15 protein-coding genes are annotated in these 15,814 nt (G+C 47.0%); 11 read left to right on the top strand and 4 right to left on the bottom strand.

From position 1 onward, the window contains the following. Nucleotides 1–8 precede the first annotated feature (8 nt). The 3 genes from JQX58_RS04205 to JQX58_RS04195 all read left to right on the top strand — a co-directional run bounded on the left by JQX58_RS04205 (nt 9) and on the right by JQX58_RS04195 (nt 3,706). The gene (locus JQX58_RS04205) at nt 9–1,718 is read left to right on the top strand and encodes an acyl-CoA dehydrogenase family protein (protein ID WP_204145561.1); all 1,710 of its coding nucleotides are present in this window, start codon (nt 9–11) and stop codon (nt 1,716–1,718) included. Nucleotides 1,719–1,884: 166 nt separating this feature from the next. Beyond that, a complete protein-coding gene (locus JQX58_RS04200; RefSeq protein WP_204145560.1) occupies nt 1,885–2,337 on the top strand; it encodes a YaiI/YqxD family protein in 453 nt (150 codons plus the stop codon). 79 nt (nt 2,338–2,416) lie between these two features. Beyond that, on the top strand, nt 2,417–3,706 hold the full coding sequence (locus tag JQX58_RS04195) for an NAD(P)/FAD-dependent oxidoreductase (RefSeq protein WP_275412729.1): 1,290 nt from the start codon (nt 2,417–2,419) through the stop codon (nt 3,704–3,706). A 39-nt stretch (nt 3,707–3,745) separates the two neighbouring features. Here JQX58_RS04195 and JQX58_RS04190 read toward each other — a convergent pair whose 3' ends face one another. Both JQX58_RS04190 and JQX58_RS04185 read right to left on the bottom strand, forming a co-directional pair. After that, a complete protein-coding gene (locus tag JQX58_RS04190; protein ID WP_204145558.1) occupies nt 3,746–4,819 on the bottom strand; it encodes a 3-deoxy-7-phosphoheptulonate synthase in 1,074 nt (357 codons plus the stop codon). 175 nt (nt 4,820–4,994) lie between these two features. Continuing rightward, complete coding sequence (locus JQX58_RS04185; protein ID WP_204145557.1) at nt 4,995–5,756, bottom strand: sulfite exporter TauE/SafE family protein; 762 nt, start codon at nt 5,754–5,756, stop codon at nt 4,995–4,997. Nucleotides 5,757–5,871: 115 nt separating this feature from the next. Here JQX58_RS04185 and cysB point away from each other — a divergent pair, with 115 nt between their 5' ends. Further along, a complete protein-coding gene (gene cysB, locus JQX58_RS04180; RefSeq protein WP_204145556.1) occupies nt 5,872–6,846 on the top strand; it encodes an HTH-type transcriptional regulator CysB in 975 nt (324 codons plus the stop codon). Nucleotides 6,847–6,906: 60 nt separating this feature from the next. Here the strand turns inward: cysB and JQX58_RS04175 are convergent, their stop codons facing one another. Continuing rightward, the gene (locus tag JQX58_RS04175; protein WP_204145555.1) at nt 6,907–7,704 is read right to left on the bottom strand and encodes an ATP-grasp domain-containing protein; all 798 of its coding nucleotides are present in this window, start codon (nt 7,702–7,704) and stop codon (nt 6,907–6,909) included. Nucleotides 7,705–7,951: 247 nt separating this feature from the next. On the opposite strand from JQX58_RS04175, the gene JQX58_RS04170 reads away from it, so the two are divergent. From JQX58_RS04170 to JQX58_RS04140, 7 genes are all read left to right on the top strand, one after another. Next, nucleotides 7,952–8,620, top strand: a complete 669-nt coding sequence (locus JQX58_RS04170) for a response regulator (protein ID WP_204145554.1) — start codon at nt 7,952–7,954, stop codon at nt 8,618–8,620. Between the two features lie 3 nt (nt 8,621–8,623). Beyond that, complete coding sequence (locus JQX58_RS04165; RefSeq protein WP_204145553.1) at nt 8,624–10,036, top strand: ATP-binding protein; 1,413 nt, start codon at nt 8,624–8,626, stop codon at nt 10,034–10,036. 91 nt (nt 10,037–10,127) lie between these two features. Beyond that, nucleotides 10,128–10,841 carry a ZIP family metal transporter gene (locus JQX58_RS04160; RefSeq protein WP_204145552.1) on the top strand — a complete coding sequence of 238 codons (714 nt, stop codon included), beginning with the start codon at nt 10,128–10,130 and terminating at the stop codon, nt 10,839–10,841. A gap of 72 nt (nt 10,842–10,913) precedes the next feature. Next, nucleotides 10,914–12,086, top strand: a complete 1,173-nt coding sequence (locus tag JQX58_RS04155) for a benzoate/H(+) symporter BenE family transporter (protein ID WP_204145551.1) — start codon at nt 10,914–10,916, stop codon at nt 12,084–12,086. Beyond that, complete coding sequence (locus JQX58_RS04150) at nt 12,083–12,727, top strand: GntR family transcriptional regulator (RefSeq protein WP_204145550.1); 645 nt, start codon at nt 12,083–12,085, stop codon at nt 12,725–12,727. Before JQX58_RS04155 ends, JQX58_RS04150 begins: the two co-directional genes overlap by 4 nt. Nucleotides 12,728–12,740: 13 nt before the next feature. Next, on the top strand, nt 12,741–14,411 hold the full coding sequence (locus JQX58_RS04145; RefSeq protein ID WP_204145549.1) for a tetratricopeptide repeat protein: 1,671 nt from the start codon (nt 12,741–12,743) through the stop codon (nt 14,409–14,411). Between the two features lie 11 nt (nt 14,412–14,422). Continuing rightward, entirely contained in the window at nt 14,423–15,112 is a 690-nt protein-coding gene (locus JQX58_RS04140) for a sensor histidine kinase (RefSeq protein WP_204145548.1), read from the top strand. 42 nt (nt 15,113–15,154) lie between these two features. On the opposite strand, the gene JQX58_RS04135 is transcribed toward JQX58_RS04140, so the two are convergent. After that, a complete protein-coding gene (locus JQX58_RS04135; protein ID WP_204145547.1) occupies nt 15,155–15,814 on the bottom strand; it encodes a sensor histidine kinase in 660 nt (219 codons plus the stop codon).

Below are 15,814 nucleotides of genomic sequence, written 5' to 3'. Positions count from 1 at the left end.
AGTGATCTATGTCTGATTACCGCTACCCTGCGAGTGATATCCAGTTCTGCCTTGAAAAAATTGCCCAAGTAGAGCGGCTAGAGGCGCACTTTGAGAACTATACAGCGGACTTGCTTGAGCCTGTATTAAGTGAGGCAGCAAAGTTTTCTGAACAACTGGTTGCACCCACTAACCGTTTGGGAGATCAGCAGCCGCCAAAAATGGTGGAGCGCTGTGTACAAGAAACGCCTGCCTTTAAAGATATTTACGAAGCTTTGCAAGAGGCTGGCTGGCCGACACTAAGTGGGCCAGAGGCTTATGGTGGCCAAGCGCTACCTCGTGCCCTTGAAGTGGCCTTCAATGAAGGCATTCAATCGGCCAATTTGTCATTTTCTCTTTGTCCGCTACTGACACAAGGGGCTATTGATGCTCTTGAAACCCATGCCAGTGACGCACTTAAGGCGATGTTTTTACCCAACATGATTTCTGGACGCTGGACTGGCACGATGAACTTAACGGAGCCGAGTGCTGGCAGTGACCTAGCCGCTATCAAGACAAAAGCCACTCGTGAAGAAGATCATTACCGTATTGTTGGGCAGAAGATTTACATCACATGGGGTGATCACCTAATGAGCGATAATATCATTCATTTGGTGTTGGCGCGTTTACCGGATGCACCCGAGGGTGTGAAAGGCATTTCTCTGTTCGTGGTGCCCAAATATTTGCTAGACGAGCAGGGCGAACCTGGGCGCCGTAATGATGTGTTTCCTCTCTCGCTAGAGCACAAGCTTGGTATTCATGGTTCGCCAACCTGTGTCATGCAGTTTGGTGAAAAAGAGGGGGCTTTGGGTTATTTGGTAGGCGAAGAGCATAATGGCTTAGCGGCCATGTTTACGATGATGAATAATGCTCGACAAAGCGTTGGCTTACAGGGCTTGGCGGTGGCGGAGGCAGCCTATCAAAAGGCGCTAGATTATGCCTTTGAGCGCAAACAAGGCGCAATTAAAGGTCATGCAGACAAGGTTGTCATTGCTCAGCACGCCGATGTGAAGCGAATGCTGTGGCAGATGGCGAGCTGCTTGGCAGCAATGCGTGCGCTGATGTACACAGCCTCTGTTGAAAACGATCTCAAACAGGTGGCGCCTGAGCATGCTCAGCGTACAGAATTGTACACGCCCATCGTTAAAGGCTGGCTCACTGAGTTGGCGCAAGAGATTACCTCTACTGCAATTCAAGTGCACGGTGGTATGGGTTACATTGAAGAAACGGGGGTAGCGCAACTGTTTCGTGATGCGCGTATTTTGCCAATCTATGAAGGCACCAATGGTATTCAGGCTCTAGATTTGGTTGGGCGTAAACTGCGCTCTGATAAAGGTGCTGCTATGTATGCGCTGATTGAAGAAATGCGCACCTCCACAAACGATATTGAGTCTGAAGTGGACGCTGCGTTGTTGCAAAGTGCCATTAGTATGCTTGAGAAAACTACTCAAAGTTTATTAGAGGGTGAGGTGCCCGCTGAGTATGTTGCCTACGACTACATGATGTTATCGGGTTATGTGTTAGGTGGCTGGCAAATGCTAAAAGGGGTGGTTAACGGCGCTGATGCCGCATGGCAGAAGAAAGCCCGCTTTTACATACGCCAGCTACTGCCGCGTGCGCAGATGCATGGTCAAGCCATTGCTGCTTATGCAGATTCCGGTATGAATGATGACTGGGATGCAATCCTGTTACAAAATTGATAAATTCGATAAATAAATTACTCTTTAATTTCAATGCTTTGTTACAGAGGCGAGCAAAGTCCTTGTCATTATTGGAAAAAATGAGTTTTTCAGCATCTGGTCTGGAGGTCGCTGGCATTCTCGATAAGAAGTCGTAATAATTAGACTTCTAATGAAGGAGAAGCCAATGCGAATCTGGGTTGATGCCGATGCCTGCCCGAATGCGATTAAGCCTATTTTGATCAAGGCCTCTGAGCGCTGCGAAGTCGAATGTATTTTTGTGGCCAATGTGGCCATTGCCTTGCCTAATTCTAAGTGGGTTTCGCGTAAGGTGGTCCCCAGTGGCTTTGATGAAGCTGATCGTTTCATTGAAGAAAGTGTCGCAAAAGATGATCTGGTGATTACCTCAGATATTCCTTTGGCATCGGATTGCATTGATCGCGGTGCTTTGGTACTCACGTCTAAAGGAGAGCCTTACACCAAAGATAATATCAAGCAGAAGCTTGGTATGCGTGACTTTATGGATCAGATGCGTTCAAGTGGCTTCGACACGGGCGGTTCCGCACCCTTTGGGGATCGAGATAAAGCTGCGTTTGCCAATGCTCTAGACCGAATCTTGGCGCGTCGCGTGCAGGCTTGATCTCTACATCACTCTTAAGCGAGTGATTTGCTAAGCAACATCAATGTTTAGCTAATCATTCACAGTTATGGGAGTTGTTATGAAACGGATAGTAGTGCTTGGTGGTGGTGCCGGAGGCCTAGAGCTTGCCACCCAATTAGGGCACAGCTTTGGTAAGAAAAACAAAGCAGATATTACTTTAATCGATCGCTCACAAACTCACCTTTGGAAGCCTTTACTACACGAAGTGGCTACTGGCTCGCTCGACATAAACACCGACGGTATTAACTACCGCGCCCATTCCACTAAGCATCATTATAAATTCAAGCTGGGCACAGCGTATGACATTGATCCCGATGCACAGGTGATTCGCCTCGAATCTATTAATGATGAGCGAGGTGTGGAAGTGCTGCCGGTACGTGAGGTGCAATATGATATTTTGGTGCTGGCGGTTGGCAGTGTCAGTAATGATTTTGGCACCCCTGGCGTAGCAGACAACTGTTTTTTCTTAGATTCACATCGACAAGCAGAGCGCTTTCAACAAGCGTTGCTAACACAATTTCTACGTATCCATCAGCTTGGCGGCGATCAGCGTTTAGACATTGCCATTGTGGGTGGTGGGGCAACTGGCGTGGAGTTATCAGCCGAATTGTTTCATGTGGCAGATTTGCTAAAAACCTATGGTATGCCCGAAATGTCCGCTGAAAAAGTCAATGTGCAATTGATTGAGGCAGGAGAGCGGATATTACCTGCTTTGCCTGAACGTATTGCCGGTAACGCTAAGCGTGAACTAGAAGCGTTAGGGGTGACGGTAAAAGAAGGCACTATGATCACTGAGGCGCGCCAAGAGGGACTAGTGACCAAAGATGAAGAAATCATCAAGGCACATCTGATGATTTGGGCTGCAGGTGTTAAAGCTCCTGAATTTATCAGTCAAATTGAACAATTTGAGACCAATCGCAATAACCAAGTGGTGGTAAAAGATACGCTACAGTCCTCAAATTATGACAATGTTTATGTCATCGGTGATTGTTGTGCCTGTCAGCAAGAAGATGGTTCGTATGTGCCACCACGTGCACAATCGGCTCACCAGATGGCATCCTTGGTGTTTGATAATATTGCCGCATCACTTAAGGGTGAGCCGCTTCAAGAATACGTCTACAAAGACTACGGCTCACTGGTCAATCTCAGTAAGTACAGTACGGTCGGTAGCCTAATGGGAAATCTTATGAAGGGCTCGATGTTTGTCGAAGGGCGCTTAGCGCGTTTTGTCTACGTCTCTTTGTATCGACTACACTTAATCAAGATACATGGCTGGTTTAAAGCGATGATTATTTTGGCGGCGCAACGTATCGGTAAGGTGGTTAAGCCGAAGCTTAAACTGCATTAAAAAAGGGGCCTTGAGGCCCCTTTTTAGTAAGTGTCGAGATTAACGATCACGCTTAGGCAGAATGTCTTTTAAGGTTTCAGCCATTTCCAACAAGGTTTTCTCTGTGCTTTCCCAGTCGATACAAGCATCTGTGATCGATACGCCGTATTCTAGGTCGGCAAGATTTGCTGGCACTTTTTGGTTGCCCCAGCCTAAGTTGCTTTCGATCATTAGGCCCATGATAGAATTATTACCTTCGACGATCTGGCGCGTTGCATCTAAAGCAACCTCTGGTTGACGCTCAGGTTTTTTGGCTGAGTTTTCGTGTGAGCAGTCCACCATGATGTTGTGTTTCAGACCCGCTTTCGTCAGAGCTGCTTCACTTTGCGCCACATGCTCGGCGCTGTAGTTTGGTAGACCGTTGCCGCCGCGTAGTACTAAGTGGCCGTATTCGTTGCCCTTAGTATTAACGATCGTGACTTGGCCACCTTCGTTAATGCCTAAGAAAGAGTGTGGGTGAGACACAGATTGCATAGCGTTCACGGCTACGGTCATGGAGCCATCTGTACCATTTTTGAAACCAACCGGACCTGATAGACCTGATGCCATTTCACGGTGTGTCTGAGACTCGGTAGTACGTGCGCCGATTGCCGACCAGCTGATCAAATCTTGGTAGTACTGTGGTGAGATTGGGTCCAGTGCTTCTGTCGCCAGAGGTAATCCCATTTCTGATAAATCCACTAGCAATTTACGTGCGACGCGCATGCCTTTGTTGATATCAAATGTGCCATCTAGGTTTGGATCATTGATCAATCCCTTCCAGCCCACAGTTGTACGTGGCTTTTCAAAGTAAGCACGCATAACAATGTAGAGTGAATCGCTGACTTTTTCTGACAAGACTTTTAGTTTACGAGCGTAATCAAGGGCTGCTTCTGGATCATGGATTGAGCACGGGCCAATCACGATCGCTAGACGATGATCTTTACCATCCATGATGTTTTTGATCACATCGCGTGAGCGAGCGATTTGTTCGCGAACATCGTTGTTAAGTGGCAGTTCTTGTTTAAGTTCTGAAGGGGTTACTAAAGAACTGAACGAGGCAATGTTTAAATCCTCTAGGCGTGAATCACTCATTTCTACTTCCTAATATAACTTTTCGTGCAATCAAGATGCTTGTTTTTTTATGTATGGGGTTACCTTACATGGTTTCTAAGGAAGAATGAACCCTTGATCGGCTGAAAATGGCGCAGAAATAAAAAAAGGCACTCAAATGAGTGCCTTTTTAGAAAAATGTGTCGTAATAAAACAACTAGAAGAATAAGTACTTTACACCAAAGCTGGCTAAAGCAGTTGCCAAGACAGGTTGTAGAACTTTATTTGGGACAAAGGTCGCGACTTTAGTGCCCACATAAATAGCCGGAATAGAGCCAAGCAGAAGCCCCATCAATAGATAGTAATCCACATTACCAAGCAATACGTGTCCGATACCTGCTACCAGCGTCAGTGGTACCGCATGAGCAAGGTCTGTACCAACGACATTGCGCGCCGCCATAGCGGGAAATAGCAGCATCATCATGGCCGTACCGAGCGCGCCAGCGCCGACAGATGTTAGCGTAACGAACACCCCTAAGACCAAGCCGCATATGAAAATCGCCGTGGTGCCTTGTTTCTCAGATAGGTTAGGTTTTAAAAGGCCGTGTAAGCGCTTGCGGAAAACAATGACCACAGCCGTCATCATTAGCATAATGCCTAAGGTGCTGGTCAATATATGCTGATAGTTATCGGGGTGCTCGAAGTTTGAAAGCGCCCAAATGGTGACCAATGATGCGGGCAGACTGCCGGCGGCCATGGCGCCCATAATACGCCAATTTACATTGCCACGACGGGCATGCATGTAAACCCCTGTGCTTTTCGCGATACCGGCGTAAAGCAAGTCCGTACCGATGGCGATGTGTGCTGGAAAACCAAATAATAACAGTAGCGGCGTCATCAGCGAACCACCGCCAACGCCAGTAATTCCAACGGCTAGGCCAACACCTGCGCCGGCCAAAATGTACCAAATTAAATCCATTGCCTATCATCTTTTTCATGCGATTAGAGGTGGCAACCTTAGAGGTTTTTTACTATTCTATAAAGTAATATTTTTTTATGTTTTTAACTCTTTTTAGAATAAGGATAACAAGCCAATGAAGCTACAGCAGCTAAGATACATCTGGGAAGTTGCGCGGCATGACTTAAATGTGTCAGCGACCGCACAAAGTTTGTACACCTCCCAACCAGGCGTAAGTAAGCAGATTCGCTTGTTAGAAGATGAATTGGGAATAGAAGTGTTTGCCCGAAGTGGTAAACATTTAACCCATATTACCCCAGCCGGCGAAAAAATTATCGCCTTGGCGGGTGAGATTTTAAATCAAACGCAAAACATCAAAAAAGTGGCCAAAGAGTTTAGTGATGAACGTAAAGGTTCGCTGGATATTGCTACCACGCATACACAAGCACGCTATGCCTTGCCGAATATTATTCATGATTTCATCGATGGTTATCCTGACGTAACACTGCATATGCATCAAGGTACACCGATGCAAATTGCTGAAATGGCTAATGATGGGGTGGTGGATTTTGCCATTGCGACAGAAGCGCTGGAGATGTTCGGCAATTTAGTCATGCTGCCTTGCTACACATGGAATCGCTCGGTGGTGGTACCGAAAGATCACCCGTTGGCAAAGCTTGATAAACTTACGCTTGAAGCGCTAGCGGAACATCCGATTGTAACGTATGTATTTGGCTTTACGGGTCGCTCACAGTTGGATGAAGCCTTTCAAAGTGCAGATCTTGAGCCAAATGTGGTGTTTACGGCGGCCGATTCTGACGTGATTAAAACTTACGTTCGATTAGGGCTAGGTGTCGGTATTGTTGCGACCATGGCCTATGATGCCGCTGTCGATACTGACCTAGTTGCACTCGATGCGTCACATCTTTTCGCTGACAGCACCACTAAAATTGGCATACGTAGTAATACGTTTATTCGCGGCTACATGTACAAATTTATTCAATCCTTCGCACCGCATTTGACCAAGGACTTGGTGATGGAAGCAATGGAGGCCCCAAATCGTCAAGATGTGGAAGCACTGTTTGAAGGCATTGAATTGCCAAGGTACTAAAAATAGGCCATTAAAAAGGAGAGCTGAGCTCTCCTTTTTTTGTTTGTGCTGGCTAATGTATCAAACGGCGTCTTTGGTCTCTGGTGGCTCTGTCGCCAGTTGTGACTGCAAATAGTCCATGATGCCGATGTCGACACTTTTCTGTAGATCTTTGACACCTTGATTACCAAATATACGATTGAACTCGATCAAATAAGGTACAGACCCCACCATGGCAACATCGAAGCCACCGTGATCGATGCCTAATGTCGTGGCAACGTATTCCACTAAGTCTAGGGCTTCTTTAGGAATCAACGCGACCTCTACTTGCCCGCCTTGGCTAATGTTGTTGTAGAAGCCTTTTTCCGCTTGTAAACGCCAGTAACCACCTACCACTTTATTGCCAACCCACACAATACGCAGGTCGCGATCGATCGGTAAGTATTCTTGCGCGTAAATGACGTTAGACTTATCTAAGTACTCTTGCCATTGCACTGGGTTATCAATTAGAAAAACCCCTTGTCCCATGCTACTTAACGGGATTTTCGCCACAAACGGCGTCGGCATAATGTCCCAAATACGATCCGCTTCGTAGGGTGTATTGGCACATATTTCTGTGTAGGGGTGGTGCGCTGGCGTAATGGCCATAAAGGTACGCGTCATTTCGATTTTGTCATGTCCAATCATGAACGAAGACAAGCTAGGGAAGATGCGTTTTTTTAAACCATGAACTAGGGCGTTTAGCTGCCAGTACTCGGGAAAAAGGATCCAGTCTGCCGCACGAATCTCATCTAAGTGAGCGTACATATTTTGCGGTTTGATGTAATGTACGTTAGGAAGGTGAAGGGTGCGCAGAGCATCAAAAGAAATAATTTTCACTTGGTTATTTCCAATGTTATTAAGGCGCTGATAATACGACCAATTAGGGCAAATACAAAGCTTTATTTTGGTGTTTACTGCCACGTTTTGTAGGGATTTGTAACCACCTATGAATTGCTGTTTGTTGTCGGTGTCATTTGATGTGTCTTAAGCTTAACATAAGCTTTTACTGCTAATTTATAAGCGTTTAAAGGTGCCTTTGTTAGTAGGCATAAAATACTGATCGGTAGTTGTAAGGTGGCCTAACATGCGAATTTTATTGGTAGAGGACGACGTATCCTTAGGTGAGGGCATGAGCGTTGCGTTAAAGCGCGAAGGCTTCACGGTCGACTGGCTGACTGATGGCGTTCAAGCGATGCAGGCTTTGGCGCAAGAGTTATTTGATTTGGTCATCTTGGATTTGGGGTTACCGCGCATGGATGGGATGCAAGTGTTGCAAAAAGTTCGTGAGCAGAAGATAGAAGTGCCAGTGCTGGTGCTTACGGCTCGAGATGCCATCGAGGACCGAGTCCTAGGATTAGATGCTGGTGCCGACGATTATGTCGTTAAACCGTTTGATTTAGTCGAGATCATTGCTCGAATTCGTGCCATTGTTAGGCGCTCTAAGGGCCGGAGTGTTTCGACGATTGTGCATGGCGACATCATTCTTGAGCCAGATAGCATGCTGGTGACTTATGCGGGGCAACCGGTAAATTTAACGCGGCGCGAGTTTGTTCTGTTATCAGAGTTATTATCAAGACCGAGTCACGTGTTTACCCGTGATGCGTTAGTGCAAGCTTTATATGGCTGGGGTGAAGAGGTCGAGAGTAACGCCCTAGAAGTACATATTCATCATCTGCGCAAAAAATTCTACTCGACATTAATACGCACTGTGCGCGGCGTCGGTTACGTGGTTGAAAAACACCAAGGAGTATAAGTCTTGCTCGAACAGCTTGGACGAAAATTGCCTAATTCGATCAAAAAACGCACCTTATTTTTGGTGATGTTTGTGTTTGCTTTGACCAGTTTTTTACTTGGTATTGTAAGTATTTTTACTGCCAGTCATGAAGTGGAAGAGCTGTTTGATGCGCGTTTAGCACAACAAGCGAGGCTGCTTGTGCAGTTGACAGGTGATAATTTGTCTACGGAGCAGAAAAGCACGCTGTTTGTCTATCCTGATGCGATTACCGAATCAGAAGGTTATCAGCTTAGTAAAGTAGGGCATCAATACGAAAGCAAAGTCTATTTTCGTATTTGGCACGATGGCAAAGTCGTAGTGTCTTCCGATCAGCAAGTAATCGAGCCTGATGAGACGGCTGCGAACGGGTTCGGCTATGCCGACAGTGAGCATTATGAGTGGCGTACATTTGAACTTATTAAAACGCTGCCAGCGGGAACACTGGTTAGGATAGTCGTGGCAGAGCGACTAGATGTTCGCGGCGAGATGGTAACGGAAATTGTCCTTAATTCTGTGCTGCCTGAAGTGGTCGGCTGGCCGTTGATTGCTTTGTTTGTATGGTTCGCTGTGAGTATTGGACTTGAACCCTTAAAGCAGTTAACAGATCGGATTCGCTCGATCGAGGCGGCTAAATTAGAGCCTGTAAGCTTAGATAATGTGCCCGCTGAACTGGCACCAGTGCAGCAAGCGCTCAATTCTTTGTTGCAAGAAATTGATGACCTAATGGCGCGGGAAAAGCGCTGGATCGCGGATGCAGCGCACGAATTGCGAACCCCTTTAACCGTGCTGAAGCTGCATGCGCAAAATGCTGAGTTTTCGGCCAGTGACGAGGAGCGCCAGCAGGCTCTGCTGCAATTGCGGCAAGGGGTTGATCGCAGTACTCGAATTGTTGCGCAGTTGTTGTCTTATGCAAGAGTTGAGAGTCAGCTTAATGCGCCTCATAATTACGCCCCGTTGGATGTGTTGAAAGAAACGCGCCGAATTATCGCGCAGTTATATCCAATGGCTTGGGATAAAGGGGTTAACCTTGAAGTGGCCGAGCAGTCTCAGGCTATAACGCTGCTTATGGCGGACCATCATCTTGAGGTCATTCTGCAAAATCTAATTTCTAATGCGATTAAATTTACGCCATCTGAAGGCATGATTGAAGTGTGCTGGTTGGTTGATGACACGCACATCACACTAGAATGTCTTGACACTGGTGTGGGTGTGAGTGAAGCCGATTTTGAGCGGTTAACTGAGCGCTTTTACCGTGGCGCAGATTTATCTGGAGCCGGCTTAGGGTTGTCCATCGTGGCAACCTTAGCTAATCACTACGACGCTGAAGTGATATTTGAACACCATGCTCCCCAAGGTTTGATTGTGCGTGTTATTTTCCCAGTGTGCGGTCATTAAGGAGATTCTATATTGGATCTAGGATTAGTTGTCGGCAGCTGACTAACTCGTTAACCTGCCGTTATTAATTCAGCTTTTAATGGACAATATCATGATCGAATGGATGTATATTCTTATCCTCACTCTGATGGCAGGATTGGCCATCCCCTTAGGTGGATTGTTAGCAACTGTCGACACGGTTAGGCCGAATTGGCTTAACGAGGAGTTGCGACACAGTGTCACCGCATTTGGTGGCGGTGCGTTGTTGTCAGCGGTAGCCTTAGTATTGGTACCCGAAGGGATTGAGCCATTTTCCAATCTAGCCGCGGTGTCGTTGTTTTTGTTGGGGGGCTGCTTATTTATGTGGATTGATATCGCACTTTATAAGCTACATACCTCCGCTGGCCAGTTAGTGGCTATGTTGTCTGATTTCATTCCTGAATCTATCGCCTTAGGCGCATCAATTGCGTTAGGAAAAGGGTCGTCACTGCTAATTGCTTCACTGATTATGATGCAAAACTTACCGGAAGGCTTTAATGCGTTTCGTGAGTTAAAAGAGTCCAGTCATTACAGCACCCGCAAAATCATTGTGTTGTTTACGGTTCTAGCCTTGCTTGGCCCTGTGGCCGGTTTAAGTGCCTACTATTGGTTGTCCAATTTTGATGCTCTGATTTCCGGTATTATGCTGGTTGCCGCGGGCGGTATTTTATACGCTGTATTTCAGGATATTGCCCCACAAGTGAAGCTGGATTTTCATTGGGCGCCGCCTCTGGGCGCGGTGCTAGGATTCGTATTAGGTTTGGCCGGTTTTATGATGTCTCATTAAGAATACATTTTTATAAAATGTATACAAAAATAAGTGTTGCGCGTATTTTATAGGGAACTAAGGAGTTTCTAAATGCGTAAAATACTTTCGGATATCAGTTTAAGCGCCGTTGTCGCAGGTTTCGTCGCGGTACTGATCGGCTTTGCCAGCTCAGTCGCCATTGTCTTCCAAGCTGCCGACGCAGCCGGTGCCGATGAGGCTATGAAAACCTCATGGATTATGGCGTTAGGCCTTGGTATGGGGGCGACCTGCTTCTTTTTATCATGGTGGTACAAAGCCCCAGTGATCACAGCTTGGTCAACTCCAGGGGCAGCGCTTTTGGCGACCAGCTTGACGGGGGCAAGTTACGCTGAAGCTATTGCCGTATTTATGTTTGCCGGTGCGCTAGCATTGCTCACGGGTATTACGGGTTTGTTCGATCGATTAATGCGCTGGATTCCACTGCCGATTGCCTGTGCCATGCTAGTCGGGGTGCTTTTCAATTTTGGCGTAGCAATTTTCACCTCAATGGAAAGCCGCCCATGGTTGGTGTTAATCATGCTCGCGACCTACTTAATCAGTAAATTAATTGTGCCGCGGTATGCCGTGATCTTGGTGTTGGTGGCGGGCGTCGTGGCCGTCTTGGGTCAACCGCATGCCAGTTTTGCAGCGATTCCACTTGAAATTGGTGCCTTTGAGTGGGTCACGCCCGAATGGAATACCTCGCTGATTTTAGGTGTCGGGGTACCCCTGTTTATCGTGACGTTGACGTCACAAAACATCCCTGGCGTGGCCGTCATGCGCTCCAGTCAATATCAGACTCCTGTTTCAAATATCATCTCTTGGACTGGCGTAACAACTTTGCTGTTGGCGCCATTTGGTGGCTTTGCGTTTAATTTAGCGGCAATCACCGCAGCCATTTGCAGTGGTGACGAGTGCCATAAAGACCCAAGCAAACGTTATATTGCCGGTATGTCTGCTGGCATCTTTTACTGGTTAGCGGGCATTGCTGGGGCGACCATGGTGGCAATTTTTTCCGTGTTTCCAGCTGAGATGATTGCGGCACTGGCGGGCTTAGCACTACTAGGTACGATTGGCGCTAATCTCAAGGCTGCCTTTGAGCAGGAGTCGATGCGCGAAGCCGCACTGGTGACGTTTTTGACGACGGTTTCTGGGGTGTCATTCTTTGGCGTGGCGTCCGCTTTTTGGGGGATTTGTTTTGGCGTACTGGTATGGCTCATACAACGTAATTGGAGAGCGGCATGAATAGTCATGCAGCGCTTGTAGAGCAACTTAAAGGGGATATCTTGGCGGGCACCTTAGAGCGAGGCGTGCCGCTGCGCCAGCAGGAGCTATCTGAACGTTATCAAGTCAGCCGTATTCCGGTGCGCGATGCAATTGCTACGCTACGAAATCAGGGGTGGTTGGTGGCACATGGTAAAGCAGGGGTGATGGTGCCTACGCTTCATTGGCAGGAAGCTGAAGACCTTTACCAAATGCGTGCGTTACTAGAATGTCGGTTACTAGAGCATGCGCTTGGACATATAAATTATGAAATAATTGGTCGCGCTAGGGATATCAATGCAAGTTTATATAGTCCATCATTAACGTTACTTGAGCGAGGGCGGCTGAACTGGGAAGTGCATGCCTCGCTTTATCGAGCTGCGCAACGGCCGACTTTGTTTAATACCGTTGCGACGCTGAATGAACAGGTACGCCGTTATATGGGCTTTCAGTATGGCCCTCTAGATTATCTGGATACAAGCCAGCAGGAGCATGAGCAATTATTTGATCTTCTAGAGCGCAAGGAATGGTCGCAAGCAGTGACATTATTGCAGCGGCATATTGAGGTCGCAGGGGTTCAACTGGTGGAATACCTGAAGACCACAGAGGAATTACGTAAGTAGGGTTGTAGTATTCGTGGATAGATCTATTTTTCAAGGTAAAAGCTCTCAGAAGACATCAAACTATAGTGGCTTGCAGGCGTTGGTGGCTGATGAGTTTGAAAACTCACGCCAATCTATACGTCAAATGTTGCAAGGCCTAGGCATTGAACATGTGGATCAAACCGCGAGCGGTAAGGGCGTCATTGATTCCTGTAGAGCGCGCCGCTACGACATAATTTTGTGCGATTTTCGCTTGGTGGGTAATAAAAACGGCCAGCAAGTACTTGAAGAGTTGCGCGAGCTAACACTGCTCAAACCTAATGCCGTATTTGTCATTGTCTCCGCGGAAACGAGCCGCGATGTGGTAATGGGGATCATGGAATCGCAGCCAGATGAATATTTATCAAAGCCTTTTACCCAAGCCGTATTGGCGCGACGCCTAGAGCGTCAGTTTCAGCAGTCCAAAGCACTGGCTGAGATGAAAGAGCATTTAGCTAAAGAGCAATATGAGCCTCTAATCCAGCAGTGTGTTGCGCATATCAAGGATGAGGGCCGGTATACGCCGTGGTGTAAAAGAACACTGGTGGATGCCTATCTAGCAACCCATCAATTTGAGTCACTTGAACAGCTGTGCCAGCAAGAACTTGCCGAGCGTGATCTGGACTGGGCCTTGTTTGGTTTGGCGCGTATGGAGGTGGCTCGAGGTCGCTTAGATGATGCCATTACTATTCTTGAAAAGCTGCTGCGTTTATTCCCGCAAATGATTAGCGCCTATGATTTATTGGCGCAGTGCTTAGAACGCACGGGTAAGCTTGAGGATGCCCAGTCCATTTTAGAAGATGCCATTCGTATCTCACCAAGAATCCACAAACGTCAAAAACATATGGCTAACGTCAGTAAGGCCAATGGTGACGTGACGACCGCACTTAAAGCCAGTCAACAAACCCTACGCCTAGGTGTCAATTCGATTCATGAAGACCCTGATGATTACATTCAGTTGGTGGATATGATTGCTGAATCTGTGGATACGGTAGAATCCAGCCAAGAGCGTAAACGCTTATTATCTGAAGCAGGGCAAGCTTTAACCATGGTCGGTAAGCGTTTTGCCTCAGACGATGCTGTAAAAGTAAGAAAGACCTTGGCCGAAAGTCGTTTTCATGCGTCTCAAGGCCAGCAAAAAGAAGCCGCTAAGGCGCTTGAGAATGCTAAGCAAATGGCGGCGGAATTAGAGGGTGGCTTACCCCACGATTTGGTAGTCGAGTATGGTAAGACCTTATATAACGCCGGGGAGACGGAGCAGGCTGAGGCCATTCTTTCGTCTTTGGTAAGTGATGCCAATACCAGTGAACACCTTAAGCAGCAAGCGGCTGACTTCTTGGATGAGCCGGTCAGTGCCAGTGCCAAAGCGCAGGCTAAGGCCTTGAACAAAGACGGTTTGCTGTCTTACTCAAAACAAGAATACGTAGCGGCCATTAAACAGTTTAAAGAGGCGCTTGCGGCCTCACCACGTCATCCAGGCTTAAATCTAAACTTGATACAGACCTCGCTTAAGCTAATGGAAAAGCAGGGCGAGCAGCCACAACTGATTGCCGAATGTATGGATGCCTTTGCCCGCTTAAAACATGTCTCGCCAGCGCACAAACAATACAAACGCTTGATGTCGCTTAAAGAGTATATGGTCAAACACTATTCTGTAACGCTTTAGGAGGGCTTTGCATGACACTGGATGAAAAACAATTATTGTTTAAAGATGTGATTGGTGCCTCGGTGAAAGATATGCGCAACTCCTTAGGTCAAGTGCTATATAAACTTGAGGAGGCACCAGAGTTTACGGGCCAAAATCAACAGGCTAGTGATGCTTTAGCAGAAGCGCAATATGAAGTGATTCGTATCGAAAATGTGGTCAATCAGTTGCATGGCCTATATCTACTAGAAAACGACTCACTTGCGGTGCAGCGTCAAGAGACCTATTTGTATGAGCTGGTTGAAGATGTCGTAGCGAACATGGGATCGTTGCTGCAAGCGAAGCAAATTGACTTCTCTATTAAGGGAGAGGATATCTGTTGGTATGTCGACCCGTATTTGCTTTCATGTGTGCTGCAGATCACTTTATTAAATGCCATCCGCTACACCAAGGATCGCATTGCTGTATCACTTTCTGCCCACGAAAATGGCACCATGATTTCCGTTATAGATAATGGGCAGGGGTATCCAGACTCGGTCCTAGAAAGTTTTCAGGCCCTGGTTGCAGGTGAAGCAGTGCGTCATATTTCCAGTCAAAACACCAGTTGGTTATACTGTGAGCGTATTGCTGCATTACACGTCAATCAAGGTAAGCAGGGCTATACTCGCTTGAGCAATGATGGTGCGACCGGTGGTGGTCGCATTGATATATTCTTACCTTAAAGTAGTGCATGTTAGGGCCCGCCTACAGGGCCCTAACGTTAACTATTGTGGGAGATAAATAGCGAGGCGAGCACCGCCAAGTTGGGTAGATGTTTGTTTGGCAATGTAGCCTTGGCGTTGCTCAACGCAATGGGCATTGGCAGACAGTTCTGCAAAATACAGACCTAAGCCAGTGTTAGATTGGAACAGTAGTTCGTCTTCTTTTTCTTCGTTAACGCTAAAGCCTTTACCATCATCTTCGATGGCGATGACTAAATAGTCTTGCTCCAATGAGGCGCTAAGTTGAATGTTTTGTTTGGCGAAACGCAAAGCATTGTAGACAGCCGTGCTGACGACGGCAGTCATAAGGCGCTCATCGAACACCGCGTTAAGCTCTTCGCTAACCTTAAAGCTAAGGGAGAGTCCTTTGGCTGATGCCGCAGGCAGTAGCGCGAAAACTTGATCGTCTAAAAACTCTTCTAAGCTGTAGCATTCATAGTGAACTTCGTAACCGTCAGTGGCTAAACGATACAAATATAGATATTCAACCCACTCGTCATTGAGCTGCTTCATACCTTCTTCAATCTTGCGAACTGCTTTTTCACTCTCGCTGTCGAGCGATTTGCGCTTTAACCCTTCTAGTTGATAGAGCAGAGTGCCGATATGGTTTTTGCTTTCATGAATAGCGCTGGCAAGAATGGTGCTGATGTCGATTTTCTGCAT

The sequence above is a fragment of the Marinomonas ostreistagni genome, from assembly GCF_016888445.1.
In the GTDB taxonomy this organism is placed as follows: Bacteria; Pseudomonadota; Gammaproteobacteria; order Pseudomonadales; family Marinomonadaceae; genus Marinomonas; species Marinomonas ostreistagni.
This window is presented reverse-complemented; position numbering and strand designations above follow the sequence as displayed.